Raw genomic sequence first — 26,233 nt, 5'->3', positions numbered from 1 at the left:
AATCTGTTTACAATTTTTACGTTTTTCTGGGGTAAATTCAAACCTGGCGCTTGGCTCTTTTTATAAACCCCCGATGTTTGTTTTTGGCCTGTTTTCCGGAAAACAGGCCAAAAACGCACGTCAAGATTCTTATGCGAAAGCTACACTTCGAACAAAAAGAAAGGCAAGGCCAACCCCGCCTTCTGCAGAATGGGTTTGGCCACATTGAAAACTTTAACGCCCTTTGAGGTCTGGCCCTCTAACGTGCCCACGTGGGCATGGCCATGAAAGCAGGCCACCACATTCTGCCGGTTCAAAGGCTCTGCCAGGCGGGAGCAGCCCAGAAACGGGTGAATGGCATCAGGCTCGCCTACCACGGTGGCTTTGATGGGCGCGTAATGCATGATCGCGATTTTTTTCACATCTGGGTGCTCAGAGTCCAGGCGCGAAAGAGCGCTTTCCAGTTTCAGGGCTTCGTCTACGGCGGTCTGCACAAAGGCTTTGTTTTCGGCCTCGCCGAACATGGAGAGCATGTACTGGTCAAACCCGCCGCCGTAGCCTTTGACTCCGGCAAACCCCACGTTGCCAATCACAATAGAATCTCCGTCTAAGAAATGCACGGTATCTTTCACCAGGGCTTTCCTGATGGCCTGGTGATCATTCTTGTCATGGTCATGGTTGCCCAGCACGCAGATCACCGGAATGGTGCAGGCCTTCATCTCCTCGCAGAGCACCTCTGCCTCAACCGCATAGCCATGGTCTGTGAGGTCGCCGCAGAGCAGCAGCACGTCTGCCTGCTGCGAAGCTGACCTGAAGAAGTCCACCCACTTGCCCTTGTCGGTTTCGCGCACGTGAATATCGCCCACGGCGGCAATCCTGAACGGCCTTGCCGGCTCTTGCGGTATGCCGGGCTGTTCAGAAACCATTTGCTGCGGGGGCTGCTGCGGCTGCGCCGATGCTGGGGGGACCGGCTGCAGGGTGTTCACGGGTTGCGGGTTGGTGAGGGGCTGTTGTTCCATTCTAGTTTAGATTTTAGACGCTAGACTGCAGATGTTAGACATCTTTGACAGACATAGAATACGTTCTATGGATAGGTGTTGGTTTAAAAAAGTCTTTCCTCCCTTTCTGGGAGGCGTATTGAAAAAATCCCCCTTGCCCGCAAAAGGCGAGCGAGGGGGATTTTTCATATAGCATCACTCAAAGCAAAGCTCCAGTTATTTCCCTACAGCATAACCAACCTCTACAACCTGGCTTCTACCTTCTTGCGTCTCTTTAAATAGTTACACTGGTGATGGCTTTGAAGCCCCACTCAGTCACCGCCGGCGCGTACTGGGTCTGGTCAAAGAGCAGGCCACGGCACACTTTCTCAGTGGGCGGGGGCATGTCAAACTGTTCTTTGGCGCGCAGCAGCAACTCGTCAAAAATGTCTCTGGGAATAATGTCGCGCTCAGACGGGTACACAAACTGAAACGACATGAACTGGGCCAGCAGCAGGTGCCAGTGGTGCTCCAGGGTTTCAAAAATACGGCGCCAGTTCATCTTGTCACCGTAGCGCAGAATGAGGTGGTTCAGGTCTGAGCCGTCATAGCGCTCCCGGTTCTGCACGTAGATTTTGCACTTGAACAGGTCCTCGGCCGAAATATATTTCACGGGTACCCCGAACTCGGTGCCCTCAGTGGTGTGCCGGTACCAGTTGTCATTCACGGGGGTAAAGCTGCCGGGGTTGTTGAAGATAAAGTCAACGTACTTGCCGTCTTTGAACGCCTTGGCCAGCCAGCGGGCATCTACCAGCTCGGTCTCAAAGCCTTCATCTGCAAACAGCTTGAGCAGGCGCGGGCAGTCGCCGGCGGTGCAGAACACATCCATGTCTTTCATGGCCCGCTGCATGCCGGTGTATTGGCGCAGCGCGAAGCCGCCGCCCATCATAAACGGCAAACCGCTCTCGTGCAGCATTTTCAATGCCTGCGGATAAAACTCCAAGGCCACCTCTGGGGCCATATCATCCAGTTCCATATGTATATCTTGTTTTGAAAAGTAGAAGAAAACGCCGCCGTTCTGGCCGCGCCGCCACCCGCTTTTCTTTGGCATACGCCGCAGGGCCGCAGCCGGTTAGAGCAAGTGGTATAGCATTTACTGAATTCTTGGAAAAATGTTATCCCAGAAAGGCGCGGCAGCGGCAGAAAACTGTGAGATTCCTGTTTTCGGGCTGTTTTTCTGAAAAAAGGTCAAAAACAGGAATCTGGCTTACAGACTCTAGTTGCGCTGGGATCTATGTGTTTAAAACGAACTTATTTTCTGACAATTGTTTTTCTCAATTGCAATTTCTGTGTGTTTGTCAGGGGCAAGCGTGCTCTGGCACAACTTTCTTTTTTCCTGCATCTGCCTAATCTTCTGTTCACCAGTTGGCAAACAGACTTACTATACAGCTAAGAAATATCCTTTTCTATATAATTCTCAATTAGTTGGGCAGTAAATTTTATTTATAGAAACATGTCAAAAACTCCCTTAATCGCTTTCAGCGGAAGGATATTTTCTTTTTATTTGCTGTAATTATACGTATAAATACGGTTTAACTTACTGCACTACCACTATCATAAGTTATTGATTATAAAATTATTAAACCTTCTCTTATTCAGAAATAAGCAACTTTAACTTTCTTTCGCCGTCACTCCCCCACCTCGGCAGATTACCCTTGGCGCACAGAACTGTGTACTGTCTGCGCGCCCTAAAACTTTACCATCTGGACCGGTAACTCCGCGAGGAACTACCTTTTCAGTTTTCTAATATACATCTATTACCGTTGGCCCAACCTCGTGGTTTTGACTTTCGAGTGTTGGCCGGCATTGCATGACCACCCTTATTCTTCAACACCACCAACCCCTACCCTTTATGAAACAGCTCTACCCCCGTTTCCTTTGCTTATTTCTGTTCGCTTTCCTGTTGTTAGGTAGCGTGCCAGCGCTTGCGTACAATTGGTTTTATGAGATCTATCACAATAAAGCCGAGGGCAGAATTTACCTAAAAGTGGCAGTACAAGAATATGATTGTCTGGTCTGTGATGACAACTGGTTAAGTGACCTGGATATTGATTACAGCCTGGATGGAGGCGCCACCTATTCCAACATTTTACGCGATGCCCAAAAAGATAATCGGCGGATGGGCGCCTCTAATAATGGCTGGATTGTCAACAATGGCACTAGCGGAAATGATGATTATTCTTTTCAACATTATTACATTAATGTGCCTTCTGAATGGTTAGGTAAAACAGTAAAAATAAGATCCCATTATTACTGGGGTGATAAAGATGATGTATCTGGCGACAAATATAATGACTTTACCATTGATGGCCTGGCCACGCCCACCATTGCCGCCTCTAGCTCCAACGGTGAACAAACCACTTTAAGCCTCAACTGGAACAATATTTCAGACAACGGGTACGGTTCTGGGCAGATTAAATATGAGATCATTCGTAACGGAGCATACCTGGCAACTGTGAACCATGGCACCACCAGCTATGTAGACAATACTGCCGCTGATAGAACCAAATACAACTACAAGATACGGGTTAGGGTACACTATACGGTAGGCTCTAGATCAAATACTATAGACGGTCCGGAAAAGCAAGTCTGGAAAAACCCCAGAATGGTGTTGAACAGAACCCAAAACCCCTGTGAGGCTGGGGTTACCTTAACCTGGACCAAGCCCAACTTAGACGCCACCTATAGTTACATTATTAAACGTAGTAGTAGTGCCAACTTCTTAGATGATGCCACCGAATTCTCAGTGCGGGACATCAACCAGGAAACCTACAAAGACAACACAGACCTTGAGCATAACAAGAGTTATTATTATAAGATATTAGTTATACGCTCAGACAGAACGGAAATCACCGCTTTAACTTCTGCGGCCATAAACCTTACCACAGTGCTTACCCCCGCCGCACCAGTGCTTGCTACGCCGGTAAAGGTGAGTGCAGACAAGTACACCGTTTCCTGGCCAAACTACAACTGCTCTAATGTTTCTGGTTTTGAATTGGTATATACTACCTTTCAAGGCAATCTGGAAGGGGTAGAGAAACGGGTTACTTTGGCCGCTAACATTAGCAGCTACACGCTAGAGGGACTTCGTTCTTGCCATACGTACAAAGTGAAGGTATATGCGCTTAACAGGTACCAGCAAAAGACCGTCAGCAACCTGGTTTCTATCACCATTTCAGAAACCATAGAAAATGCCTTCGCCCTGAGCACGACAGACAGGCAAGACCAGAGCCACGCCTTCTACAACCATGATTACAAGTTCAAAGCCTCTAAGGGTTTTTACACCAATTACATTCAGTTGCAGTGGGACGCTCTCTACAAAAGTACGATCCAGAGCTATGACATTTACCGCCGCATTGCTGACAACGGCACCGCCTTTGAGTTGGTAAAAGTAATTGAAGGAGGCAGCGCCACTATCTGGACCGATGAGTTCACTGAATCAAACACTATTTATGAATATAAAATAGTGGGCAACGCGCCCTGTGACGGGCAAATCATCAATACGGCACCGGCGTATGCCTTAGGGTTTAGAGCACCATTTGGTACTATTAATGGTAAGGTTTCCTTTGAAGGGGGCCAAGGCGTAGAAAACGTGCAGGTAAGGGTGCGGAGCAGTGATGGCCAATCAGGCAAGTCCATCCGGTTTACAAACACTACCTCCAGTATTGACATTGCGGCCTCGGCTGCATTTGTCCCCAGCCAGAAAGGCTGGAGTTTTGAGGCTTGGCTGCGCCCAGATGACGCCAATGCGAATTTTGTGCTTTGGGACCATCTGGCAGACGGGAAAGGCATTAAACTGGCGTATGTCAACAGGGAGTTTGTGTTAACCTCTGGCACCGAGGAACGGAAGATCACGCCGGGCACCCTGTTCAAATCAAATGAGTTCAGCCATGTGTCAGTGAGTATTGACGCCACCACCCTAGATGTGGTATGGGCTATCAATGACTCTGTATTTGCTGAACAGAAATTAGTGAATGGGCTTATACGGCACTCCAATAACAACCTTCCGCTTTTTGTGGGGAACAGCCGCACCAAAGACCAAGGGTTTAAAGGCGTGATAGATGAGATCAGGCTTTGGTCTATCCCGCATACCGGAGCCCAGTTCAAGCGCAACCACAACAGATTCCTGGTAGGCAACGAGACGGGCTTGACGGCTTACTGGAAAGCCGATGAAGGATTTGGGAACTATGCTTTTGACGGTTCAAGGGTAGACAAAAAATACAATGAAAACCACGCCCAAATAAAGGGCAGTTACGAGTGGTCTACCATTATCCCTTCTGAGAACCAACTGGCCAACGTAGCCTACACAGATGCCAAAGGTGATTACAAAATGACCGGGATCCAGTTCAGGGGTTCAGGCGAAGCCTTTGAGATTACCCCAATGCTGGGCGTGCATAAGTTTGACCCAACCTCCATGCAAATCTTTATTGGAGAGGGTTCCCTGAGCCACAATGGAAAAGACTTTAAAGATGTGTCTTCCTTCATCGCCAAAGGCACCGTTTACTATAAAGACAATTCTTTCCCGGTACAGGGTGTGCAGGTTCTGGTAGACGGCAAAGCCATTATCAGTTCTGAGAATACCCCGGTCATGACCAATGCCTTAGGAGAATTTGAAGCCCAGGTACCTATTGGCAAGCACACGCTCTCTTTCGTTAAAAACGGCCACGTTTTTGAGAACGGGTACTGGCCCGCTAAAAATGTAACCCATGATTTCCAGGAACACCTGAGAGGCCAATTAGAAATCATAGATACCACCAAAGTCTTGCTGAAAGGCAGAGTGGCCGGCGGACAGGTAGAAGAAGCCAAACCGTTGGGCATGGGCCTTTCTGTTAACAACATAGGGCAAGCTTTGATCACGCTTGAGCCAGAGAAAGGCGGCTATTATGACTCAACAAAAACCGCTAATCACAGGGTGTTAGAATTCACCACCAATCTGGCTACCGGCGAATTTGAAGGCTGGGTGATTCCAGAACGTTTTATCATTAAGAAAGTAGAAACTGTTAAAGCCAAAACTGACGGTTCCAGATACACGTTCCCAGAACAGGCCGTCCTGGATTTAAGCTTACCGGTACAGAGTTTCACCTGGGATTACCGCCTCAATGACAAAGGGGTAAAAGTAGACTCTGCCAAGTACCATTTCGCCAAAAAAATCACGCTGCATACGCCTGCCCAATGGGCTATCAACAATGGGGATTTAATTGGAGAGACGTCTATGAAACTGAGTGAGACTGGCCCTGAGATTGACCTTTCTTCCAAGCCTTTTGGCGCGCCTATCCTCAGAATGAACACGCAGTACGCTTTCCCGCTCAGTTTCTTTGAAGAGTATGAAAACGCCGATGACAAAAGCATTTCTAAAGTAGCCATTACCAATGCTACCATCAGCTTGAATAATAACTGGAAGGCCGGGCCAGCCCGGGAAGACCTGGTTTTGAACAACCAACAAGGCATTCTAAATTATACCTTCAGGGCGGGTGCCCCTAACTTAACGGGTTCATTCACTCATAATTTATCTGCCACCATTAAGATTAGTGACCAAGCCCCTATCACCTTCCCTGCAGTATCTGCCTATATTTTAGGTGAAATTACCTCTGGTGCCGGTTTCCTAACCAAAGGCCCAGATGTAGTAGAGTTTGTATTGCGTGACCCACCTGGAACCGGCAGTTACGCCTTCTTAAGCAAAGGCTCTTCTACCACTAAGAAAATGTCTGTTAGCAGAACAAATGGCAGTACTCAGGAAATAAACCCTACCCTCCATTTAGGAACGAAAGCAACTTTAGGCACAGGTTTGGGAGTATTTTTGGTTACAGAGAGTGAAGCCAAAGCCCAGGTATCTAATGAGGAAATCATAAGTGAATCCCATAACAAGGAAGGGGAGTTCGTTGAAACCATTGAGATAGGCGAAGGCTGGGAAACCAGTTCCAGCCCAGACATGGTGGGCAGCATGGCAGACTTGTTTGTGGGCAAGGCCATGAACTTCATTATAGGCAAGACAGAGAACCTGGAACTTTTACCGTTAGAGGGTGCTTTTGCCCAATTGCCTCGTTCCCAAAACACCTTTACCTATCAAGGCAAAGAATACGCCTTGGTGAGAAGACAAGGAATTGCCGCCGCACAGGACAATTTCAGTACGCGGTTCATGTACACGCAGCACCACATAGAGAACACGCTTATCCCAGAATTGAAGAAATTCAGGAACAACCTGTTCACCCGTGGCGATGGGGTATATGTCTCTAAACAACCCAAGGAATCAGAGAACTATGGTGCTGATAATTACGATGAACAAGCATTCCCTTCTTCCTTTCTTGCAAAATCATCTGAGGGTGTAGCTTCCCGGGGCCAATATACAGGCCCAAGCTACACCTTTAACCCCAAAAAAAGCACCGACCCGGACTCTGTCTATTTAATTAATCAGCAGATCAAGCTTTGGGAGAAAACCTTGCGGGACAATGAGAAAAACAAGCTTGATGCCAAGACCATTGGTTCAAAGGCAGATAACGTCTCTTATGACGGAGGTACCAATTACACATGGGAAAAAAGCCTGAGTTCAGAATGGGGAATTGCTAATACGTTTGAAGTAACCGCTGATGCCTCTTTAGAACTGGTAACTGGGTACCTGTTCAACAAATTTGGGATAGAGATGCGGGTAAAGGCAGAATATAACCATTCATCCACAAGTACTACCGGAGATTTTGAGGGCAGGAACCTAAAGTTTGGGTATGTCTTGTCTGACGGCGACAAAGGCGATTACTACAGTGTAGATGTCATAGATCCTTCCAAAATAACCTTTACTACGAATACGGAAGGCCAAGTAAACTGGGAAGATTATTATGACCTGGAAAAAGGACAGAAAGACCATAAAAATGGCTTCTACTCCCCCATGTTCTATACCCGCGGTGGTGTTACTTCCTGCCCTTATGAAGGGGAAGAAGTAACCAGATACTACCAACCGGGCAAAACCTTGAATGCGGCTACCATGCAACGCGAGAAACCGCAGTTACTTGTGGACAATGCCAGTGTATCTGGGGTACCGGAAACCAATGCCGCCGTTTTCAGACTGAAACTGCAGAACAACAGCGAGTCTGAGGAAGACATGTGGTATGGCATTCAGCTAGATGAAGCCTCTAATAAAGATGGTGCTATCTTACAAATTGACGGCTCGTCCCCTAACAGAGCGTTCAATGTGCCTTACGGTAAAACTGTTGAGAAAATACTCACCGTGAGAAAAGGGCCTGGCGCCGTGTATGAATACAAAGACCTGGGTATTATCCTGGCCTCTTTGTGTCAGCCAGAGGAAATCGCGGACACCGTCAGGGTTTCAGCTTATTTTGAGCCCGCCTGTACGCCGGTTACCATGCTATCGCCTTTAAACAATTGGTTGGCAAATGTAGACTCTAAGGGAGTGGTGCCTATTCAGGTAAGCGGGTATGACATTAACATGGGTACGTTTGTAAGCGTAGAGTTACAATACAAATCTACCGCCTCTAACACGTGGGCCACTATACAGTCTTATTACAACCACGTAGATGATTATAACGCGGCCCTTGATAAAGGGGAGCCCGCTGCTTTGATAGACGGTAAAACCACCATTACCTACTCCTGGAACATAGCAGACTTGCCAGACCGGAACTATGAACTCAGAGCCAAGTCTACCTGCGCCGATGGTTCGGTGGCCTATTCTGAGGTGAAGTTGGGCTTGAAAGATGCTACCCCGCCTTTGGTTTTCGGCACACCGCAGCCCGCAGACGGTATTCTTTCTCCCAATGACGAGATCATGATCCAGTTTGCTGAGCCCATTGAGGCCGGTCTGATCACCAAAGCCAACATCAACGTGACGGGCGTATTGAATGGTTCTAACCGGGCACATGGCAGCTTCCTGAAATTTGACGGGCAGCAAGCCTCGGTGCGTATTCCAGATGGTGTGCGCTTAGATGACCGGTCTTTCACGGTAGAGTTCTGGGCCAGAAATGCCCCGGCCACCGGAGACCGGGTAGTGATTGCGCAGGGCGAAGGAGACCAAATGCTGCACATCGGGTTTGACGCCGCCGGCAGACTGTACACAGAATGGAACGGCCTGCCAAGGGTAACCGCTAACAGAGCCCTTGCCGCCAACACCTGGCACCATTACGCCATCAGTTTTGACTTGGCCAGTAGCCGCTTGAACCTCTATGGCAATGATGAGAGCCTGGCAGAACAAAACCAAGCCAGCAAATTTGGAGGATCGGGTTCTATGTTAATCGGGAAAACAGCCGCTGGCGCCAAACTCTATGCAGGTGACCTGTATGCCCTGCGTACCTGGGACATCTATAAGAGCCGTGACGAAGTATATGCCCTACAGTCAAAGAACCTAAACGGGACCGAACGGGGCCTTACCGGCTGCTGGCCCATGGATGACCTGAAAGGAACCGGGGTGAGAGACCTGGCCCGGGCGCTGCACGGTATCTCTACCGCACAATGGGTAGCCGAGCCTGCCTCCCATGCCGTTCAGCTTTCTGGCAACAGCTATCTAACCGTACCCAGCGGCCATACTCCTATTACCAAAAACGCAGACTTTACCCTGGAATTCTGGTTGAAAGCCGGGGCTAGCGCCCGTGAGACTTCTTTGTTTTCTGCTGCCCTCCCTAACACGGATATGAAATGGTCTTTAGACCTTGACAACAAAGGCAGCCTATTCCTGAGAAACCATGAACTGTTATTCAAAGGAATTGACAATGATGTGTTGGATGACAAATGGCACCATATTGCCATGGTGGCAGACCGCAGAGGCAACTTGTCTTTCTACTTAGACGGTGAACTCAAAAACTCCAGAAAAGCAGATGCTCTCACCAGATTAACTGCTGACAAACTGTACTTTGGGGTGCGCTATGATGCCTTCTCAGACGCCAACGGCACGCCACAGACTACACTCACCCGCCACTTTAAAGGCAACCTGGACGAGATAAGGCTATGGAATTCGGCCAGAAGCGCAGAGCAGCTCAACAGGTCTATCCATAAAAAGCAGCCAGACAATCTGCCTGATTTGCAAATTTACCTTCCGTTTGAGGCTTACCAGAATAACAGCGGGGTCATGTTGTCTACGACTTCTGCCAAGGAACAAAGTGGTAAAACCAAAGACGTGTCTGCTACTTTTACCAGCGCTTCTTTCACCTCAGAATCACCGTTGATTGACCGGCCACAGCCGCAGCAGAAAGTTGATTTCACCTACGTGATTAACCAGGACAAGATTCTGATCACGCTCAATGAACCTGCACCGTTGGTAGAGAAGACCATTCTGGACATTACCGTGAACGGAATCATGGACAAGAACAGCAATGCCATGCAGGGGTCTAAAACGTGGTCGGTGTTTATAGACAAGAACCAGGTGAAGTGGGCAGATTCGCGCCGCCAGTTTGAGAAAGAACTCTACAAAGGGCTCACCTTTGAGGTAGACATTGTCAACCAGGGCGGCTCTCAGCAGAACTTCAGCATTGAAGGACTGCCTGGCTGGCTTACGGCCGTGCCTGCCTCTGACATTATTGAACCCAACAGCCGCAAAACCATCAAGATCACGGTAGAAGAAAGCCTGAACATTGGCAACTACAGCAAAGACCTGTACTTGCGCACGGGTTTTGGGTATGATGAAAAACTGGCCTTGGATCTGAAAGTATTCGCCGTTCCGCCGAAGTGGGTGGTCAACCCGTCTAACTTTGACAAGTCTATGAGCGTGACAGGGATGGTGAAAATAAACGACCGCTTCTCTACCAACGCAGATGACAAAGTTGTAGCCTTGGCAAACGGCGAAGTACGGGGCGTGGCGCAACTCCGGTACGTGGCAGGCTATGACCGCTACATGTTCTTCATGGATGTGTATGGCAACGTGAACGAAACCGAGAAGGTGAAATTCAATATCTGGAACGCCAGCCTGGGCGTAGTACACACAGACGTCACCCCTGCCCAACTCACGTTCCGGGATGGCGAAGTGTACGGGACCCCGGCACAGCCCCAAATCTTGACGGCTTCCAATGAAGTGTACCAAGACATCGCCCTCAAGAAAGGCTGGAACTGGATTTCCTTCAACGTGAACGTTAACCAAAAGCCCATTGAAACCGCCTTTGACCCTGCCCTCCTGAACCGGAACAGCGTTTTAATGGCCGAAAATTGGTTTGCAGAGTACTCGGCAGGCATGTGGTCTCCGCCGGGTAAAACCCTCAGCAACGCAACCAGTTACTTACTGCGAGCCGATGCCGCCGCCCAACTTACCATGAAAGGCGGATTGCTGAACACGGCCAATGAACCTATCACCCTAAAAGAAGGCTGGAACTGGGTAGGCTATACGCCACAGGCCAGTATGCCGGTGAAAGATGCCTTGGCCAGTGCTATTCTAAACCCTGGCGATATTATTAAAGGGCAAACCGGTTTTGCCATTTATGACACCTACATGGGGTGGGTAGGCAGTTTGTCTTACCTGAAGAGCGGGGAAGGCTACCGGGTAAAATCTTCTAAAACCCAAAACATCACCTTCACTTACCCGAAAGCCTCTGTCAACTCTGGCGGCAGAACGGGCCAGACCGAGCAGGAAAAAGCGTTTGCAGCTACCAATCAGTTCTTCAGTATCCTGGTGCAGCCTACCCAGTTCCGGCACAATATGTCTCTGCTGGCACAAATTGACTCAGACCAAATACTACCCGGTTCTGTGATCATGGCCACCAACGCCAATGGGCAGCAGGTAGGCTGGGGCATAGGCCAGGAGTTGGGTGACAAGGTGGTTTTCTTTATTACCTTATTTGGAGACCAGCCGCAGCAAGAGCTTTCTTTTGCTTACTATGATGCCCAAGGCAAACAGCTGATAGGGTTACAGGAGAAAGTAACGTTCAGGCCTGACCAGACACAAGGTTCCTTAGCCGCTCCGTTTAAGTTCAGCACTTCCGGAGAGCTCAAAACCCAAGTACGTCTTACGTCTTTCGCCCAGGTGTTCCCTAACCCATTCTCAGAAAAAGTAACCATTGTTTGGGCTAACACGCCTGACCAGGAAACTACTCTGGAACTCTATGACTTGGCCGGCCACAAAGTAGCCACCCTCTGGAAAGGCAGCCAATCTGCAGAGACCGGCACATTTGTCTGGGAACAGCAAACCCAACCTGTAGCAGCCGGCATGTATCTGCTTCGCGTTACCCACGGGTCTAAACAAGAGATCATTAAAGTAGTGAAGTGGTAACGCAACCTGCCTCCAACAAGCTCAATTGATATACCAACCACCTGTCCCCCAGTAGCCTATTGTCTACTGTGGGACAGGTTTCATACCCTTTATAACATCATGCGGAATAGAATTAGCGGAATCATAGCATTCGTGCTTTGGCTCTGGACTTTTGAAGCCAGCGCCCAGGCACCCAACTGGCAGGTAAGCGCGCAGAATTACCAGTACCAAATGGTAACGGTAGGCGCTTTAAACCTGAACGGAATAGAATCAACAGACACCAATGACCTCTTGGGAGCCTTCATCAACGGAGAGTTACGCGGGGTGGGCCGTCCGGTGTACATTGCATCAGCGAACCGGTACTTGGTGTATATGAACATCTACCACCATGACGGCAGCGGGGAAGTAAGCTTCAAGATCTATGATGCCAGTGAAAACAAAACGGTAGACCTGGAACAGAAAGAGGCGTTTGAGATTCAGGCAGTCAGGGGCACCACCACCGCCCCGGTGGTTTACTCCCACCCCAGGCTGAGCAGTGAGGCTAACTTTCTCACGTTTACTTTGCCCGGCCAGGAAACTTCAGTCATCAACGGTTCCAACATTACGGTCACCATGCCTTACGGCTATGACGTGAGAAACATTGCCCCGGTCTACACCACATCGGCGTTAGCCAAAGTTTTGGTCAACAACTTGGTGCAGAGCAGCGGTTTTTCAAGCCATAATTTCACGAACCCTGTGTATTACCGGGTCATAGCCGCAGACGCTACCTCTGAGAAAAACTACACCGTTACCGTAAAATTTGCATCGGCGCCGCTAGAAGGAGTAGTATTAAGCCGGACCCAGCTGAGCGAATCATCTGCTCCTGGCACTACGGTAGGCACGTTGCGGGCCATTGACCCAGACGGCGAAGGCACGTTTACCTACCACCTGGTCAACGGTACCGGAGACAAAGACAATTCCTTTTTTGAGATCACCAATGACCAATTAGTCCTTCGGAAGAAAATGGACTATGAGACGCAGATTACCCACTCCTTGAGGGTAAAGGCCATAGACGAGAACAATAATTCCATTGAAACGGTCCTGCAGGTAACGGCCCTCAATGAAAACGATGAAAAGCCTTTACCCGTCAGCGCAACTGTCCCAATCCCCGAGAACCAACCTACCAGCACCTTGGTGCACACCATGCAGGTAACAGACCCAGACGGTCCTTCTAATTTCACCTACAGCATTTATGACGGCAACATAGACGGTAAATTCTCAATCCATGCCCAAAAAGGCGAGATACGGGTTGCCAAACTCATGGACTTTGAGCTGGAGAAAAGAATCTACGAGCTGGATATTCTGGTTTCTGACGGCATCAATGAGAACCACGCCAGCCTCACCTTCCAGATTTTGAACGTAAATGACAACGCACCCACGGTGACCGTAGAAACCTTGAGCGTACAGGAAAATGCCGCCGTGGGCACCATCATCCATACCTTAAGCCCAACAGACCCAGACGGCCCTTCTACGTTTACCTACCGGTTACTAGACAGCCAAACCCCGTTGCAGGTAGAACCCAATGGTGCCATTACGGTAGCCAATGCCATTGATTTTGAAAAGAACCAGAGCTACACCCTCAAAGTAGGCATTAGTGACGGAGTGAATGAAGGCAGCTTCCAGTTTCCGGTACAGGTAGTGAACCGCAATGACGAGGCACCGGTAGTTATTGGCAAAGCGTTAACCCTTTCTGAAAAAGCCGCTGTTGGCACGTTGGTCACCACCGTAGAAGCTACTGACCCAGACGGCCCCACCACGTTTGCGTTCCGGATTACAGAAGGCAACGCAGATGGCAAATTCGCTATAGACGCCACTACCGGTAAGCTTACCCTGCAGAACGTGGTAGACTATGAAAAAGTCACTTCCTACGCATTAAAGATAGCCGTAAGCGACGGTGTACAGGAAACCTCTGCTAATTTTCCGGTACAGATTATCAATGAAAACGATGAGAAGCCGCTGCCAGTCAGCACCACGGTAACTATCCCCGAGAACCAGCCAAACGGCACCTTGGTGCATACCTTGGCCGTCACAGACCCAGATGGCCTTAGCACGTTCAGTTTCAGAATTCTCGCCGGGAACGGCGAAGGGAAGTTTTCCCTGCACGAGCAGAAAGGCGAAATAAGAATACTGCGGCTTATTGACTACGAGACAGACAACCGGGTTTATGAACTGGATATCACCGTATCAGACGGCATCAATGAGAACCAGGCAACCATCACCTTCAACCTCCTAAATCTGAATGATGTAGCTCCTACCGTTGCCATTGAAACCCTGCGTATCTCTGAAACCGCCGCTACGGGAACCGTTTTCCATACCCTCACGCCTTCAGACGCAGACGGTGCCAGCACGTTCACCTACCGGGTGATAAACACCTTGCCCGTTCCGTTCGCAGTGAATGCGGCCGGGGCCATTTCGGTGACGGGGGTGTTAGATTATGAAAAAGTGAAAACTTACTCCTTGCAGATTGGCATTAGTGATGGGATCAATGAGGGCACCTTCACGTTTCCGGTGGAAGTAGTCAATGAAAATGATGAAGCCCCCGTGGTGGCCGGTAAGTCTGTAACGTTGTCAGAAAAAGCGGCAATAGGCGCCCTGGTAACCACGGTAGAAGCTACTGACCCAGATGGCCCTACCACTTTCTCTTACCGAATCACAAGCGGCAACGCCGACAACAAATTCAGCTTAGAAGCGAATACTGGCAGAATCACCCTCCAGAACCTGGTAGACTACGAGAAAGTAACGGCCTACCAATTACAAGTAGCCGTGAATGATGGCCTGCGGGAAACCTTGGCCAACGTAGCCATACAGGTGCTGAATGAAAACGACGAGAAACCGGTACCGGTGAGTGCGTCCGTAGACATCCCAGAAAACCAGCCAACCGGCACCCTGGTACATACTTTAGCCGTTACTGACCCAGACGGAACTAGCGCGTTTACCTTCAAAATTTTGGCGGGGAATGATGACGCCAAGTTCACCATCAATGAGCAAAGGGGCGAACTGAGAATTGCCCGACTGATTGACTTTGAAACCGACAAGAAACAGTTTAACCTAGAAGTACAGGTTTCTGACGGGGTAAACACCAATGAAGCCATCATCACCTTCAAAATTCAGAACATAAATGATGTAGCGCCTACGGTGGCGGTAGAAACCATCTCTGTGAGTGAAACAGCCGCGTTGGCCACTTCTATCCATCAACTGCATCCAGAAGATGCCGATGGGGCTAGCACCTTCACCTACCGCATTCTCAATACCCAGGTTACCCCGTTTGCAGTAGATGCCACCGGTAGCATTACCGTTGCGACCCCATTAGACTATGAGAAAGTAAAAACGTACTCGCTGCGCATAGGCATTAGTGACGGGGTCAATGAAGGCCAATTCACCTTCCCGGTGGAAGTACGGAATGAGAACGATGAAAAACCGGTGGCCATTAGCCGGAACCTCACGGTTTCAGAGAATTCCCCCATCGGGCACTTGGTGCACAAAGTAGAAGCTACTGACCCAGATGGAGCCACGGCGTTTACTTACACCATCACGGGCGGCAACGCAGACAACCGCTTTGCCCTGGAAGCACAGACCGGCGAACTGAAACTGCAAAGCCTGCTGGACTATGAAAAAGTGACAGCCTATACCCTTACGGTAGCGGTAAGTGACGGCGTGCAGCAGACTACGGCTACCTATCAGGTACAGGTGCTCAATGAGAATGATGAAAAGCCGCTTCCGCTCAGCAAATCCATCACTATCCCAGAGAACCAGCCAACGGGCACCTTGGTGCACACCATGGAAGTAACCGATCCAGACGGCAGCACTAGTTACAGCTACCGCATCTATGACGGCAACCTGGAAGGCAAATTCACCATTCACCAGCAGAAGGGCGAACTCCGGATTCTCCAACCCATAGACTATGAATTTGACAAGCGCAGCTATGAACTGGAAATTCTGGTGTCTGATGGCATCAATGAAAGCTTTGCCACCATCAGCATTCAAATAGAGAACCTGAATGACAACAAGCCTTTCGTGGCCGAGAAAGCGCTGACCGTGCAGGAAACCTCGCCTATAGGTACCCTCCTGCACCGCTTAGAGCCCACCGACCAGGACGGTGCCACTACCTTTACCTACCGCGTCTTGAACCCGGCTACTACCCCGTTTGCCGTAGACGCAGACGGTATTGTAACGGTGGCCGCCGCCCTTGATTATGAGAAGATAAAGAAGTACGACCTCAAAATTGAGCTAAGTGACGGCCTGAACAAAGTGACCTACACGTTCCCGATACAGGTAATCAATGAGAATGATGAAAAGCCTGAACTCAGCTTTACCACCGCAGACGTGATGAACACTGCCGCACCGGGCACCCAGTTTGCCCAGCTGCAGGCCACCGACCCAGATAATGACGGTAGCCCGATTACCTATTCCCTCATCACCACCAACACTCCGTTCGCGCTTACCCCAGACGGCAAGTTCACCATCACCCAAGCCCTGGCCTTGACAGACCAGAACCGCTACGTAGTGAAAGTGGGCATTACCGACCAGGTGAACACCCACGTGCAGGAGTTCACGGTGAATGTGATGGATGAAGGCGAGTTTGACATGGAAATCGCTAATGTGCTCACGCCTAACAATGACGGGTACAATGACTTTTGGGAGATTAAGCGCGGGTACCTGTACCCCAACTACATCTTCCGGGTATTTGACACCCGCGGGCAGGAAGTGTTCTTCAGCAAAGGCTACCGTGAAAACTTCTGGGACGGCACTTTCCGGGGCAAGAAACTCCCTACCGGCACCTACATCTACACGGTTCAGTCTGAGAACAAACGCAAAGTGTACAAAGGCACACTGAACATTCTGCATTGATTTATCCCCATACAAAAAGACAGACAAGCGCCTGGCGCTCCTAATACAATACAAATATGAAGAGGTATATATGGTCACTGGTTTTTCTGGCAATGGCGGGTGCGGCACAAGCACAGTCTGTACAGGATTACTTTTTTAAGAGCTGGGACCTTTCTTACGTAAGTGCGGCCGCACTCACGCAGGAAGGCGGGCTAAAAGGAAATCTCTATTACCAACAAGACCGCGTGGGCAGCGTGAACAGCAATGAGGGCGGTCTGCTGCAGTTGCACACCAATGTGGGGCGCAACCATGGCGTGGGCATTACCATGCAAAGCACCCGATCGGGCATTTTGCGGAGCAGCAACATTGGCGCCGGGTACGCGTACCGCGTGCAACTGGCCCAGAACCAGACCCTTTCGGCCGGGGGCCGATTCAGTTATTTCCGGTACAGCCTGGACCGGGCCGCCGTGACCCACGCAGACGTAGCCGACCCTATCCTGTACGGCGACATGTTCCAGCAGAACAGCTTATTGCTTTCTACCGGCATTCTGTATGAATGGGGACTGTTCAGATTGGCCGTCAACGCCCCGGAGCTGGTTCCGCTGGAAGGCGGGCGTTACGCCAAGAAGCACTTCAGCGCCTACACAGACTATTCTTTCCTGCTGGACAACTGGCAGATTAGGCCCAACGTGTACTATGAGCAGTTGGCCGCCCTGGGCGGATGGTTTGAGGCCAACCTTTACACTTCATTCAAAGACCGGGTAGCGGTAGAAGTGGGGTACACCTCTGAACATGCCATCAGGGCCAAGGCCAGCGTAAACTACAGCGCCTTTACGGTGGGCTACGGCTACAACGCCGGCAAATCTGCCAACGAGGGATCTTCCAGCCAGGCGGGGCATAGAATTTATCTGGGCTATACCTTTGGGGATGTGTTTGAGAAGCGCAAAAAGCGCCGGGACCAGGAAGAACAGGAAAAGCAGGAATTGGAGACCATCATCAAAGAATCGGCGCAGCTGATTGAAGATTACAAAAAAATGCTGGCCCAATCTGAAGAAGCTGCCCAAAAAGCCCTCCAGCCACAACCGGATACCTTCATCACGTCCAAACCTAACCCAACGCCAGAACCAGCTCCACCATTAGCAAATGAAAATGTAAAGCCATCCCCTAAGACTCCATCAGTTATGGGTGGTTTCTATGTAGCCATTGCCGCGTTTGACACCATGAGCGGGGTAGCTGCTTTCATGGACCAAAACAGAAAAGCCGGTTTCACCCCCAAAGTGCTGTACCACGGAGGGGCTAAAAAGTTCAGGGTGTATTACAACAACTACAAAAACTACAGAGAGGCACTCAAAGCAAGAAACCAGCTAAGGAGTAAAGGCTTTAAAGACAGCTGGATTTTTGAAGTAAAATAGCATCACCAACCTTTAAACAGAACAGCCGCCCCAGACAACAGGGCGGCTGTTCTGTTTAAAGCTTTTGCGTTTTCGGCCTGTTTTCCAGAAAACAGGCCGAAAACGCAAAAGCAATTGGCCCATGAGTTTCCCCCGGAAATGAATAGCTTTGTCTTCACTATTCAAGCAAGGCTATGTCTGGGAAGAAGTTGAAATATGTATTGGGGGCAGTTTTTATTGGGCTGGTGCTCTGGTTCATCAAAGACGCCTTCACCCAACCCGGCGTGCAAGACCTGCAAGGCGGCTTTGAGGAAGTGGCCCTCTACCGCAACGAGAACAACACCGGCCCCATTCAGCGCATCTACGCCGTGACCGTGGCCGACACCCAGCGTGCCCAATTGCAGCAATACGGCGATTACATGCCCCACACCAAATACGGCAGCACCAAAGTGTACTTTTTCCTGAAAGGGGAGCCCGCGCCGGTGAAAGTTTTCCCGGGGGAGCAGAATTTTGACGCGCAGTTTCAGAAGAATTGCCTGGCCGTGTATGAGAAGGATGCTATGGGGCAGATGCGTTTGGTGAAGTGGCCGTTTAAGTAGTAAGGAGAGTCAACTTAAATTCTCTCTTCTCCTGTCATCCTGAAAGGATCTTGGCGGCGAGCGGCTATACCACTGGGAAAGCGTTCTTACAGCTTGCCCACAAGATTCTTCCAGAATGACATAAGAGTGGACACAACCTATTTATCCTGATAGGTAAAAACTCACTCAACCGTTTCCGGCCTGTTTTTCCCAAAACAGCCCCAAAACGCACCCGCCATTGCACTAAACCAAGAACCTGCACACCGCCTACTTTTTCCGTTGCGCAAACAAACCAGAATAGAGTAACTTTGTAGAGCGATGGAGAATTTTGTTGTATCGGCCCGTAAATACCGTCCTACTACCTTTGACAGCGTGGTGGGGCAGCACCATATTACCACTACCCTCAAGAACGCAATCAGCAGCAACCACCTGGCGCAGGCCTTTTTGTTCTGCGGACCAAGAGGTGTGGGCAAGACCACGTGCGCGCGTATTCTGGCCAAGACCATCAACTGCCAGAACATTACCCCAGAGGTTGAGGCCTGCAACGAGTGCGACAACTGCAAAAGCTTCAACAACAACAGCTCGTTCAACGTGCACGAGCTGGATGCCGCGTCTAACAACTCGGTAGATGACATCCGGAGCCTGGTGGAGCAGGTGCGCTACGCGCCGCAGACGGGCAAGTACAAAATCTACATCATAGATGAGGTGCACATGCTCTCCACCTCGGCGTTCAACGCGTTTTTGAAGACCCTGGAGGAGCCGCCGTCGTACGCCATTTTTATTCTGGCTACCACGGAGCGGCACAAGATTATCCCCACCATTCTCTCGCGCTGCCAGATTTTTGACTTCAACCGCATACGCATTGAAGACATGGTGCAGCACCTGGGCCGCATTGCCTCTAAAGAGGAGATTCAGGCCGATGACGATGCCCTGCACCTGATTGCCCAGAAAGCAGATGGCGCGCTGCGCGATGCCTTGTCGATTTTTGACCAGATGGTGACCTTTTCGGGCAACCACCTCACCTACAAGGCCACCGTGCAGAACCTGCACATTCTGGATTATGACTATTACTTCCGGCTCACCGATTTCCTGCTCACCCAGAACCTGAGTGGCGCGTTGCTTTTATATGACGAAATCCTGAAAAACGGATTTGACAGCCACAACTTCGTGCTGGGCATTGGAGAACACTTCCGGAGCCTGCTGGTCTGCAAAGACACCGTGACGGTGCAGCTGCTGCAGGTGTCTGAGAACATCAAGGCGCAGTATGCGAAGCAGTCGCAGGAGGCAAGTTTGAGTTTCCTGTTGTCTGGGTTGAATTTGGTGGGCACCTGCGACCAGAACTTCAAGTCGGCGAAGAACCAGCGGCTGCACGTGGAGCTCCTGCTCATGAAGCTGGCGCACCTGCCGCACGCCCTCCAGCTGGCCTCAGACGTCTCTCTCACCGGGGACGTCAAAAAAAAAACTAATGGCCAATCCGGCGTAACAGCTGCCGCTCCCACAAGTTCGGCTCCGGGCGTGGATACTGCCCCGTCTGCTCCGGCAACCACGGCTGCTTCGGCTACGCCGAAAATGCCCACGCCTGCTTCTACTGATACTTCATCGGCGCAGCCAGTTTCTGCCTCTTTTGCAAAAAACAGCCCGGAAACGCACCATAACACGGCTCCTGCTGACATGGATTCGGGCGAAGACCCCATCTTTGACACCTACCCCGAGGAAGCGCCTTCTCTGGTGCCTTCGGCCGTGGCCGTGAAACCGGCTCCTGCCGTGGCAGCGCCCGCCGCCCCTGCTCCGCCGACCAGAGCCGTGGCTTCGCCGCTGGCCAACCGGAAACTTTCCAAGCTGCCCAGCCTCAAGAACATTGAGGAGCAGATGGCCGCCAAAGCCACAACCGTGGCCGCGCCCGTAGAGGAAGAAGCCGAAGACTACGTACCCGGCTCGCTGCCCGCCATCAACGAACTAAGGCTGCAGCAACTCTGGCAAGCCTACGTGAACCAGGTCAAGCACACCGACCGCACCCTGGAATACACTATCCTGAACCGCGAGTGGCACTTTGACGCCGAAAAAGCCGAGGTGCACCTGCACGTGGAGAATGACGTACAAGTAGCCGAGTTTAACAGTTTCAAACCAGATTTCATGGCCTATCTGCGCCAGGGCCTGGGCCACAACCGCCTGCAGGTGGTCATTGACGTGCAGCACCAGGAAACCGGCCGCAAACTTTACACCACCCAAGACAAGTACAATTACCTGTCTGAGCTCTACCCCGCCCTGAAAGACCTGAAAACCCGCCTGGGGCTGGACACCGATTTTTAATTTCATACCAACCTGCCAAGCTTTAATTAGCCGCACAGGTTTACCCGCCCATGCAAGACCTTTTTGACCGTAAAACCGATCCGTATTTTGGCTCCCTCCGTTACCTGGGCTACCTGCTGCTTCCGGCAGGTATTATTGTGGCCGGGGCGGCGGCGTGGTCAGGTGCAGATGCGGTTCAGTTAGTTTCGGTGGGCGGGCTGTTGTTTTTGCTGGGGCTCCTTTTCCAGACCACGCACCACGGGTTCCAGATAGATTTCAAGAACCGCCGCGTGCGCGAATACCTGACCATGTTCGGGGTGAAAAGTGGGAATTGGGTGCCGCTTCCGCAATTCCAGAAGGTGGTACTAAGCTCTAACCTGGCTCCCGCCGATGACCATGACCACGCGCACGACCACCATCACGATGATAAACCTGCGCCTTTGGTCACCTGGTACACCATTGGTTTGTATTCGGCCTCGCCCGAGGCCAATTTTGAGCTGCGCACCGGCCACCAGCAAGACGCCTTGAAAACGCTGCACCTGTTGGCGGCTAAATTAGGAGTCCCCGCCGAAGACAAGACAGACGCTTCCCTGTAATTTTCTGTTTTCGGCCTGTTTTGGCCAAAACAGGCCGAAAACGGAAAGGCGTTGTCCCTTCTCCCCCTGGGAGAAGGTTAGGATGAGGGCGAGGCGGTTGCAGCGGTAATTGGCGCAGACGCTCGCAGGTCCTCCGGACGCTACGAGGTCTTGGGAGAATGGCTGATGGTGTATGGTAAATTGTTTAGGAGATCGATCACTGGCGCGAGTCTCTGACTCGTGACCTGGGATGGTGCGAGTCTCCAGACTCGCCGGGAGCCATGATAAGATCAGCCATGCGTGGGACCCACCCCTACCCCTCTGAGGAGGGGAATTACCGGGAACGCGTGCAGGTGTATGTAATACGCTCCTACACCTGCAATGTGTGCCCTCCTGTGTCAACATCCCCTTCGCCCCCTTCAAAGGGGGAGTATCAAATATGCGTGGGAGACAAGGCGGTGCCTGGTCTCTACCATTCTCCGAAACGTCTGAACCAGTCCAACAGGCAAGCAGCAATGATCAATCTACCCTTCTGCTCTGGCTGATGTGCGCAGCACGGGCTCGCCTCAGGCTAGCGGATCAGCAGTAGTTACCTACAGAAACAGACAGAGCAAATAAGGCTGATCAGAAGAGGAACCGAAACCAGTCCTGGGGGTGAGCGCCTCTGTTAATACGGTGCCGCACCAGCGGCAAGGCCGGAGGGCCTAGTTTTAACAGCAGTGCTCACCCCCAGGACGGGGCCCCGCGGCCGTGAGCGCTTACCGGAAAAGATGAAACAACTCAGTGAGTGAGGCACCCCGTCAAGCGCCAAAGCCAGGGGAATAGCGAACTACGGTAGCAGTCCAGCAGCAGCAACTGGCAGTCACCAAATACAGCATCAAGCGCCACCGCCAAGGGAACAGCAGACTACGCATTCCTACGCTGCCCCGGAGCAAACGGTCAAAGCAAACGAACAGCTGACTACAAATGGCTTTAAATCAACAAGATTAAGGTGATAGCTCCCACTATAAGCCCAGGATAAGTGATAACCAAACACCACGATCCTGTTTTTGGCCTGTTTTTAGAAAATCAGCCCCAAAACGCACTCCTCGATATTCCTGAAAAGAAAAGAACAAGACAAAACCGGGGCATTCGTTATATTTGACTTACTACACCCACAACCCAACTCTTAAATGAAAAAAAGAACCCTTGCTTTTTCATTGATAGGCACTTTGCTGTTTGCCCAATGCAAAACCAGCACGCCGCCCCAGACTGCTTCTACAGCCACGCAATCTGCTACCGAAGCTCCGGCTAAAAAAGAACTCACCTACACCACCGTTCCCAACGACCCGCTCAAGACCCGAATTTACACGCTGGACAACGGGCTGAAGGTGTACCTGTCGCAGTACAAGGCGGCGCCGCGTATTCAGACGTACATTGCGGTGCGCGCGGGCAGCAAGAACGACCCGGCCAATGCCACCGGTCTGGCGCATTACCTGGAGCACATGGCGTTCAAAGGTTCTACCCGCTTGGGCACCATAGACTGGGAAAAGGAGAAAGTAGAGCTGGCCAAGATTGAGGCGCTGTATGAACTGTACCGCACCCAGAAAGACCCGGCGCTGCGCCAAAAAACCTACCACCAGATTGACTCTATTTCGGGCGTAGCGGCCAAGTACGCAGTGCCCAATGAGTATGACAAGCTGGTGGCGGCTATGGGCATGAAGAACTCCAACGCCAGCACCTGGGTGGAGCAGACCATTTACTACGGCGACATTCCCAGTAACCAGCTGGACAAGTGGGCCATGCTGGAGGCCGAGCGGCTGGGCGTGATGATTCCGAGGCTGTTCCATACCGAGCTGGAGGCCGTGTACGAGGAGAAAAACCGGTCGTTGGACTCAGACAACAACAAGGCGTTTGAGGCGGCCTTCGCGGCGCTGTTCCCCACGCACCAGTACGGCACCCAGACCACCATTGGCACCGTGGAGCACCTTAAAAATCCGTCAATCACCGAGATTAAGAAGTACTTTGACCAATACTACGTGCCTAACAACATGGCCATCGCCATGAGCGGCGACCTGGAGTTTGACCAGACCATTCAGGTGATTCAGGAGCATTTCGGGCGGTGGCAGAAGAAGAATGACCCCGTGTACCGCGCGCCGCAGGAGAAGCCCATTGCCGCGCCGGTGGTGAAAGAAGTGTTCGGCCCAGAGGCCGAAAGCCTGCTGCTGGCCTACCGTTTCTCGGGGGTGAAAAGCAAAGACGCGATTGTGTTGCGCATGATCAACCAGATTCTGAGCAACGGCCAGGCGGGTTTGATTGACCTGAACATCAACCAGAAACAGGCGGCGTTGGGCGCGGGCTCGTTCGCCGAGATTTACAATGACTACAGCGCGCATTTCCTTTCGGGGAACCCGCGCCAGGGGCAAACGTTAGACCAGGTGCGCGACTTGCTATTGCAGCAGGTGGAGCTGGTAAAGAAAGGACAGTTTGAAGATTGGCTTATTCCGGCTATTGTGAACAAGAACAAGATTAGCAAGATGAAGAGCTACGAGAGCAACGCCGCGCGCGCCACGGCTTTCGTAGACGCGTTCCTGGCGCACATGGACTGGTCAGAGTACCTGCAACAGGAAGAGGCGTTTGAGAAAATCACCAAACAAGACGTGATGGACGTGGCCAACCGCTACTACAGCAACAACTACGTGGCCATTTATAAGCGCACCGGCCAGGACCCCACCGCCCAAAAAGTAGAGAAACCTGCCATTACGCCCGTGCCCGCCAACCGCGAGGCACAGTCTGAGTACTACAAGCTGGTGGCCAGCAAACCGGCCTCTGACCTGCAGCCGCAGTTTGTAGATTACCAGAAAGATTTGCAGGAAGGCAAGCTGAAATCAGGGATTCCTATTTACTACACCCGCAATGCGGAAAACGGCCTGTTCAACCTGTACTACGTGCTGGAAATGGGCACCAACAACGACCCCAAAATTGGCTTGGCCGTGGACTACCTGCAGTACCTGGGCACCGACAAATACACCGCCGAGGAGCTACAGAAAGAGTTTTTCAAGATTGGCTGCTCGTTCAGCGTGTCTTCGGGGCAGGACCAGGTGTATGTGTCTCTGAGTGGCCTGGACGAAAACCTGGAGCAGGGCCTCACGCTGTTTGAAAGCCTGCTGCAAAACCCCAAAGCTGATAAAAAAGCGCTGGAAGATTTAGTGGCCGGCATCTTGAAAGACCGCAAAGACGCCAAGCTGAACAAGAACGTGATTCACAGCGTGGCCATGGTGAACTACGCTAAGTACGGCCCCAAGAACCCGTTCACCAACATTCTGTCTGAGCCGCAACTCAAGAAAGTGAAGCCAGAGGAGCTGCTGTCCATCATCAAGAGCATTCCCACGTACCAGCATCACGTGTTGTACTACGGCCCTCGGCCGATGCAGGACGTGACCGCTACGCTGAATACGGGGCATAACGCACCGGCCTCGCTCAAGCCTATTCCGGCGGCCAAAGAGTTCAAGGAACTGGACATTACCAAGCGCCAGGTGCTCTGGACCGACTACAACATGGTGCAGGCCGAACTGCTGTTCCTGACCAAATCGCTGAATTATGACCCCAAGATGGTGCCCACTATCAGGCTCTACAATGAGTATTTTGACGGCGGCATGGGTGCCATTGTGTTTCAGGAACTGCGCGAATCACGGGCGTTGGCATACAGCGCCAGCTCAAGGTTCAACAACGCCAGCCGGAAAGACCGCGCCAACTACATCATGTCGTACATCGGTACGCAAGCCGATAAACTACCCGAGGCCATGGCCGGTATGCAGGAGCTCCTGAACGACATGCCGCTGGCCGCCACCAACTTTGAGAACGCCAAAGCCTCGGTGCGCAACAGCATCGCTACGGAGCGGGTGAACAAGGTAGGCATCTTGATGAACTATGAGCAGGCCCGTAAACTGGGCGTGGACCATGACATCAGAAAAGACATCTACGAAAGCCTGGACGCCCTCACCCTGGACCAAATCAAAGCCTTCCAGCAGCAGTTCGTGAAGGGCCAAAACCAGACCATTCTGGTGATTGGCTCCAAAGACAGGCTCAACTTCAAAGAACTGGCCAAGTACGGTACCGTGAAGCAGCTCACGTTGAAGGAGCTGTTTGGGTATTAGGTTAGTTGTTCGTTGGTAGTTATTCGTTATTAGCAGAAGGAGCAGCCGTAAGGTTGCTCCTTCTTGCGTTTTTGGCCTGTTTTGGCGAAAAGAGGCCAGAAACGCGAACTATTCATTTAGAAACCGAAAGAAACGGGCTAAAGATTTAACAGACTGGAGCAATTCTTCCTAAACAAAGAGTATATTTAATGTAATTCTATAGTCATTTATCT

Annotated in this window: 9 protein-coding genes; 7 read left to right on the top strand and 2 right to left on the bottom strand. The window is 51.1% G+C overall.

Annotation, left to right across the window (positions count from 1 at the left end; all coding sequences use genetic code 11):
• Positions 1 to 140: 140 nt before the first annotated feature.
• Positions 141 to 998: a metallophosphoesterase family protein gene (locus tag FHS90_RS20815; RefSeq protein WP_246387285.1), complete on the bottom strand. Its 858-nt coding sequence runs from the start codon at positions 996 to 998 to the stop codon at positions 141 to 143.
• A gap of 253 nt (positions 999 to 1,251) precedes the next feature.
• Positions 1,252 to 1,992, bottom strand: coding sequence for a nucleotidyltransferase (locus FHS90_RS20810; protein WP_066831810.1), 741 nt, complete (start codon positions 1,990 to 1,992; stop codon positions 1,252 to 1,254).
• A 1,011-nt stretch (positions 1,993 to 3,003) separates the two neighbouring features.
• On the opposite strand from FHS90_RS20810, the gene FHS90_RS20805 reads away from it, so the two are divergent.
• The 7 genes from FHS90_RS20805 to FHS90_RS20775 all read left to right on the top strand — a co-directional run bounded on the left by FHS90_RS20805 (position 3,004) and on the right by FHS90_RS20775 (position 26,021).
• Entirely contained in the window at positions 3,004 to 12,207 is a 9,204-nt protein-coding gene (locus FHS90_RS20805) for a LamG-like jellyroll fold domain-containing protein (RefSeq protein WP_182514442.1), read from the top strand.
• A 99-nt stretch (positions 12,208 to 12,306) separates the two neighbouring features.
• The gene (locus FHS90_RS20800; RefSeq protein WP_182514441.1) at positions 12,307 to 17,073 is read left to right on the top strand and encodes a cadherin domain-containing protein; all 4,767 of its coding nucleotides are present in this window, start codon (positions 12,307 to 12,309) and stop codon (positions 17,071 to 17,073) included.
• 56 nt (positions 17,074 to 17,129) lie between these two features.
• Complete coding sequence (locus tag FHS90_RS20795) at positions 17,130 to 18,464, top strand: PorP/SprF family type IX secretion system membrane protein (protein WP_182514440.1); 1,335 nt, start codon at positions 17,130 to 17,132, stop codon at positions 18,462 to 18,464.
• 173 nt (positions 18,465 to 18,637) lie between these two features.
• Entirely contained in the window at positions 18,638 to 19,042 is a 405-nt protein-coding gene (locus tag FHS90_RS20790) for a hypothetical protein (protein ID WP_182514439.1), read from the top strand.
• Positions 19,043 to 19,339: 297 nt separating this feature from the next.
• A complete protein-coding gene (locus FHS90_RS20785; protein ID WP_182514438.1) occupies positions 19,340 to 21,331 on the top strand; it encodes a DNA polymerase III subunit gamma/tau in 1,992 nt (663 codons plus the stop codon).
• Between the two features lie 50 nt (positions 21,332 to 21,381).
• Positions 21,382 to 21,906 (top strand): hypothetical protein, encoded by a 525-nt coding sequence (locus FHS90_RS20780; protein ID WP_182514437.1) that lies wholly within the window; start codon positions 21,382 to 21,384, stop codon positions 21,904 to 21,906.
• 1,151 nt (positions 21,907 to 23,057) lie between these two features.
• Complete coding sequence (locus FHS90_RS20775) at positions 23,058 to 26,021, top strand: M16 family metallopeptidase (RefSeq protein WP_182514436.1); 2,964 nt, start codon at positions 23,058 to 23,060, stop codon at positions 26,019 to 26,021.
• Positions 26,022 to 26,233 lie beyond the last annotated feature (212 nt).

Origin of the sequence: Rufibacter ruber, assembly GCF_014138425.1 — a bacterium.
GTDB classification, from domain to species: domain Bacteria; phylum Bacteroidota; class Bacteroidia; order Cytophagales; family Hymenobacteraceae; genus Nibribacter; species Nibribacter ruber_C.
The sequence above is the reverse complement of the archived record's forward strand: the minus strand, read 5'-3'. Positions and strand labels throughout refer to the sequence as shown.

Coding starts and splice junctions, on each gene's coding strand:
- FHS90_RS20810 (WP_066831810.1), bottom strand. CDS start 1,992: ATGGAACTGGATGATATGGCCCCAGAGGTGGCCTTGGAGTTTTATCCG.
- FHS90_RS20785 (WP_182514438.1), top strand. CDS start 19,340: ATGGAGAATTTTGTTGTATCGGCCCGTAAATACCGTCCTACTACCTTT.
- FHS90_RS20800 (WP_182514441.1), top strand. CDS start 12,307: ATGCGGAATAGAATTAGCGGAATCATAGCATTCGTGCTTTGGCTCTGG.
- FHS90_RS20780 (WP_182514437.1), top strand. CDS start 21,382: ATGCAAGACCTTTTTGACCGTAAAACCGATCCGTATTTTGGCTCCCTC.
- FHS90_RS20790 (WP_182514439.1), top strand. CDS start 18,638: ATGTCTGGGAAGAAGTTGAAATATGTATTGGGGGCAGTTTTTATTGGG.
- FHS90_RS20815 (WP_246387285.1), bottom strand. CDS start 998: ATGGAACAACAGCCCCTCACCAACCCGCAACCCGTGAACACCCTGCAG.
- FHS90_RS20795 (WP_182514440.1), top strand. CDS start 17,130: ATGAAGAGGTATATATGGTCACTGGTTTTTCTGGCAATGGCGGGTGCG.
- FHS90_RS20775 (WP_182514436.1), top strand. CDS start 23,058: ATGAAAAAAAGAACCCTTGCTTTTTCATTGATAGGCACTTTGCTGTTT.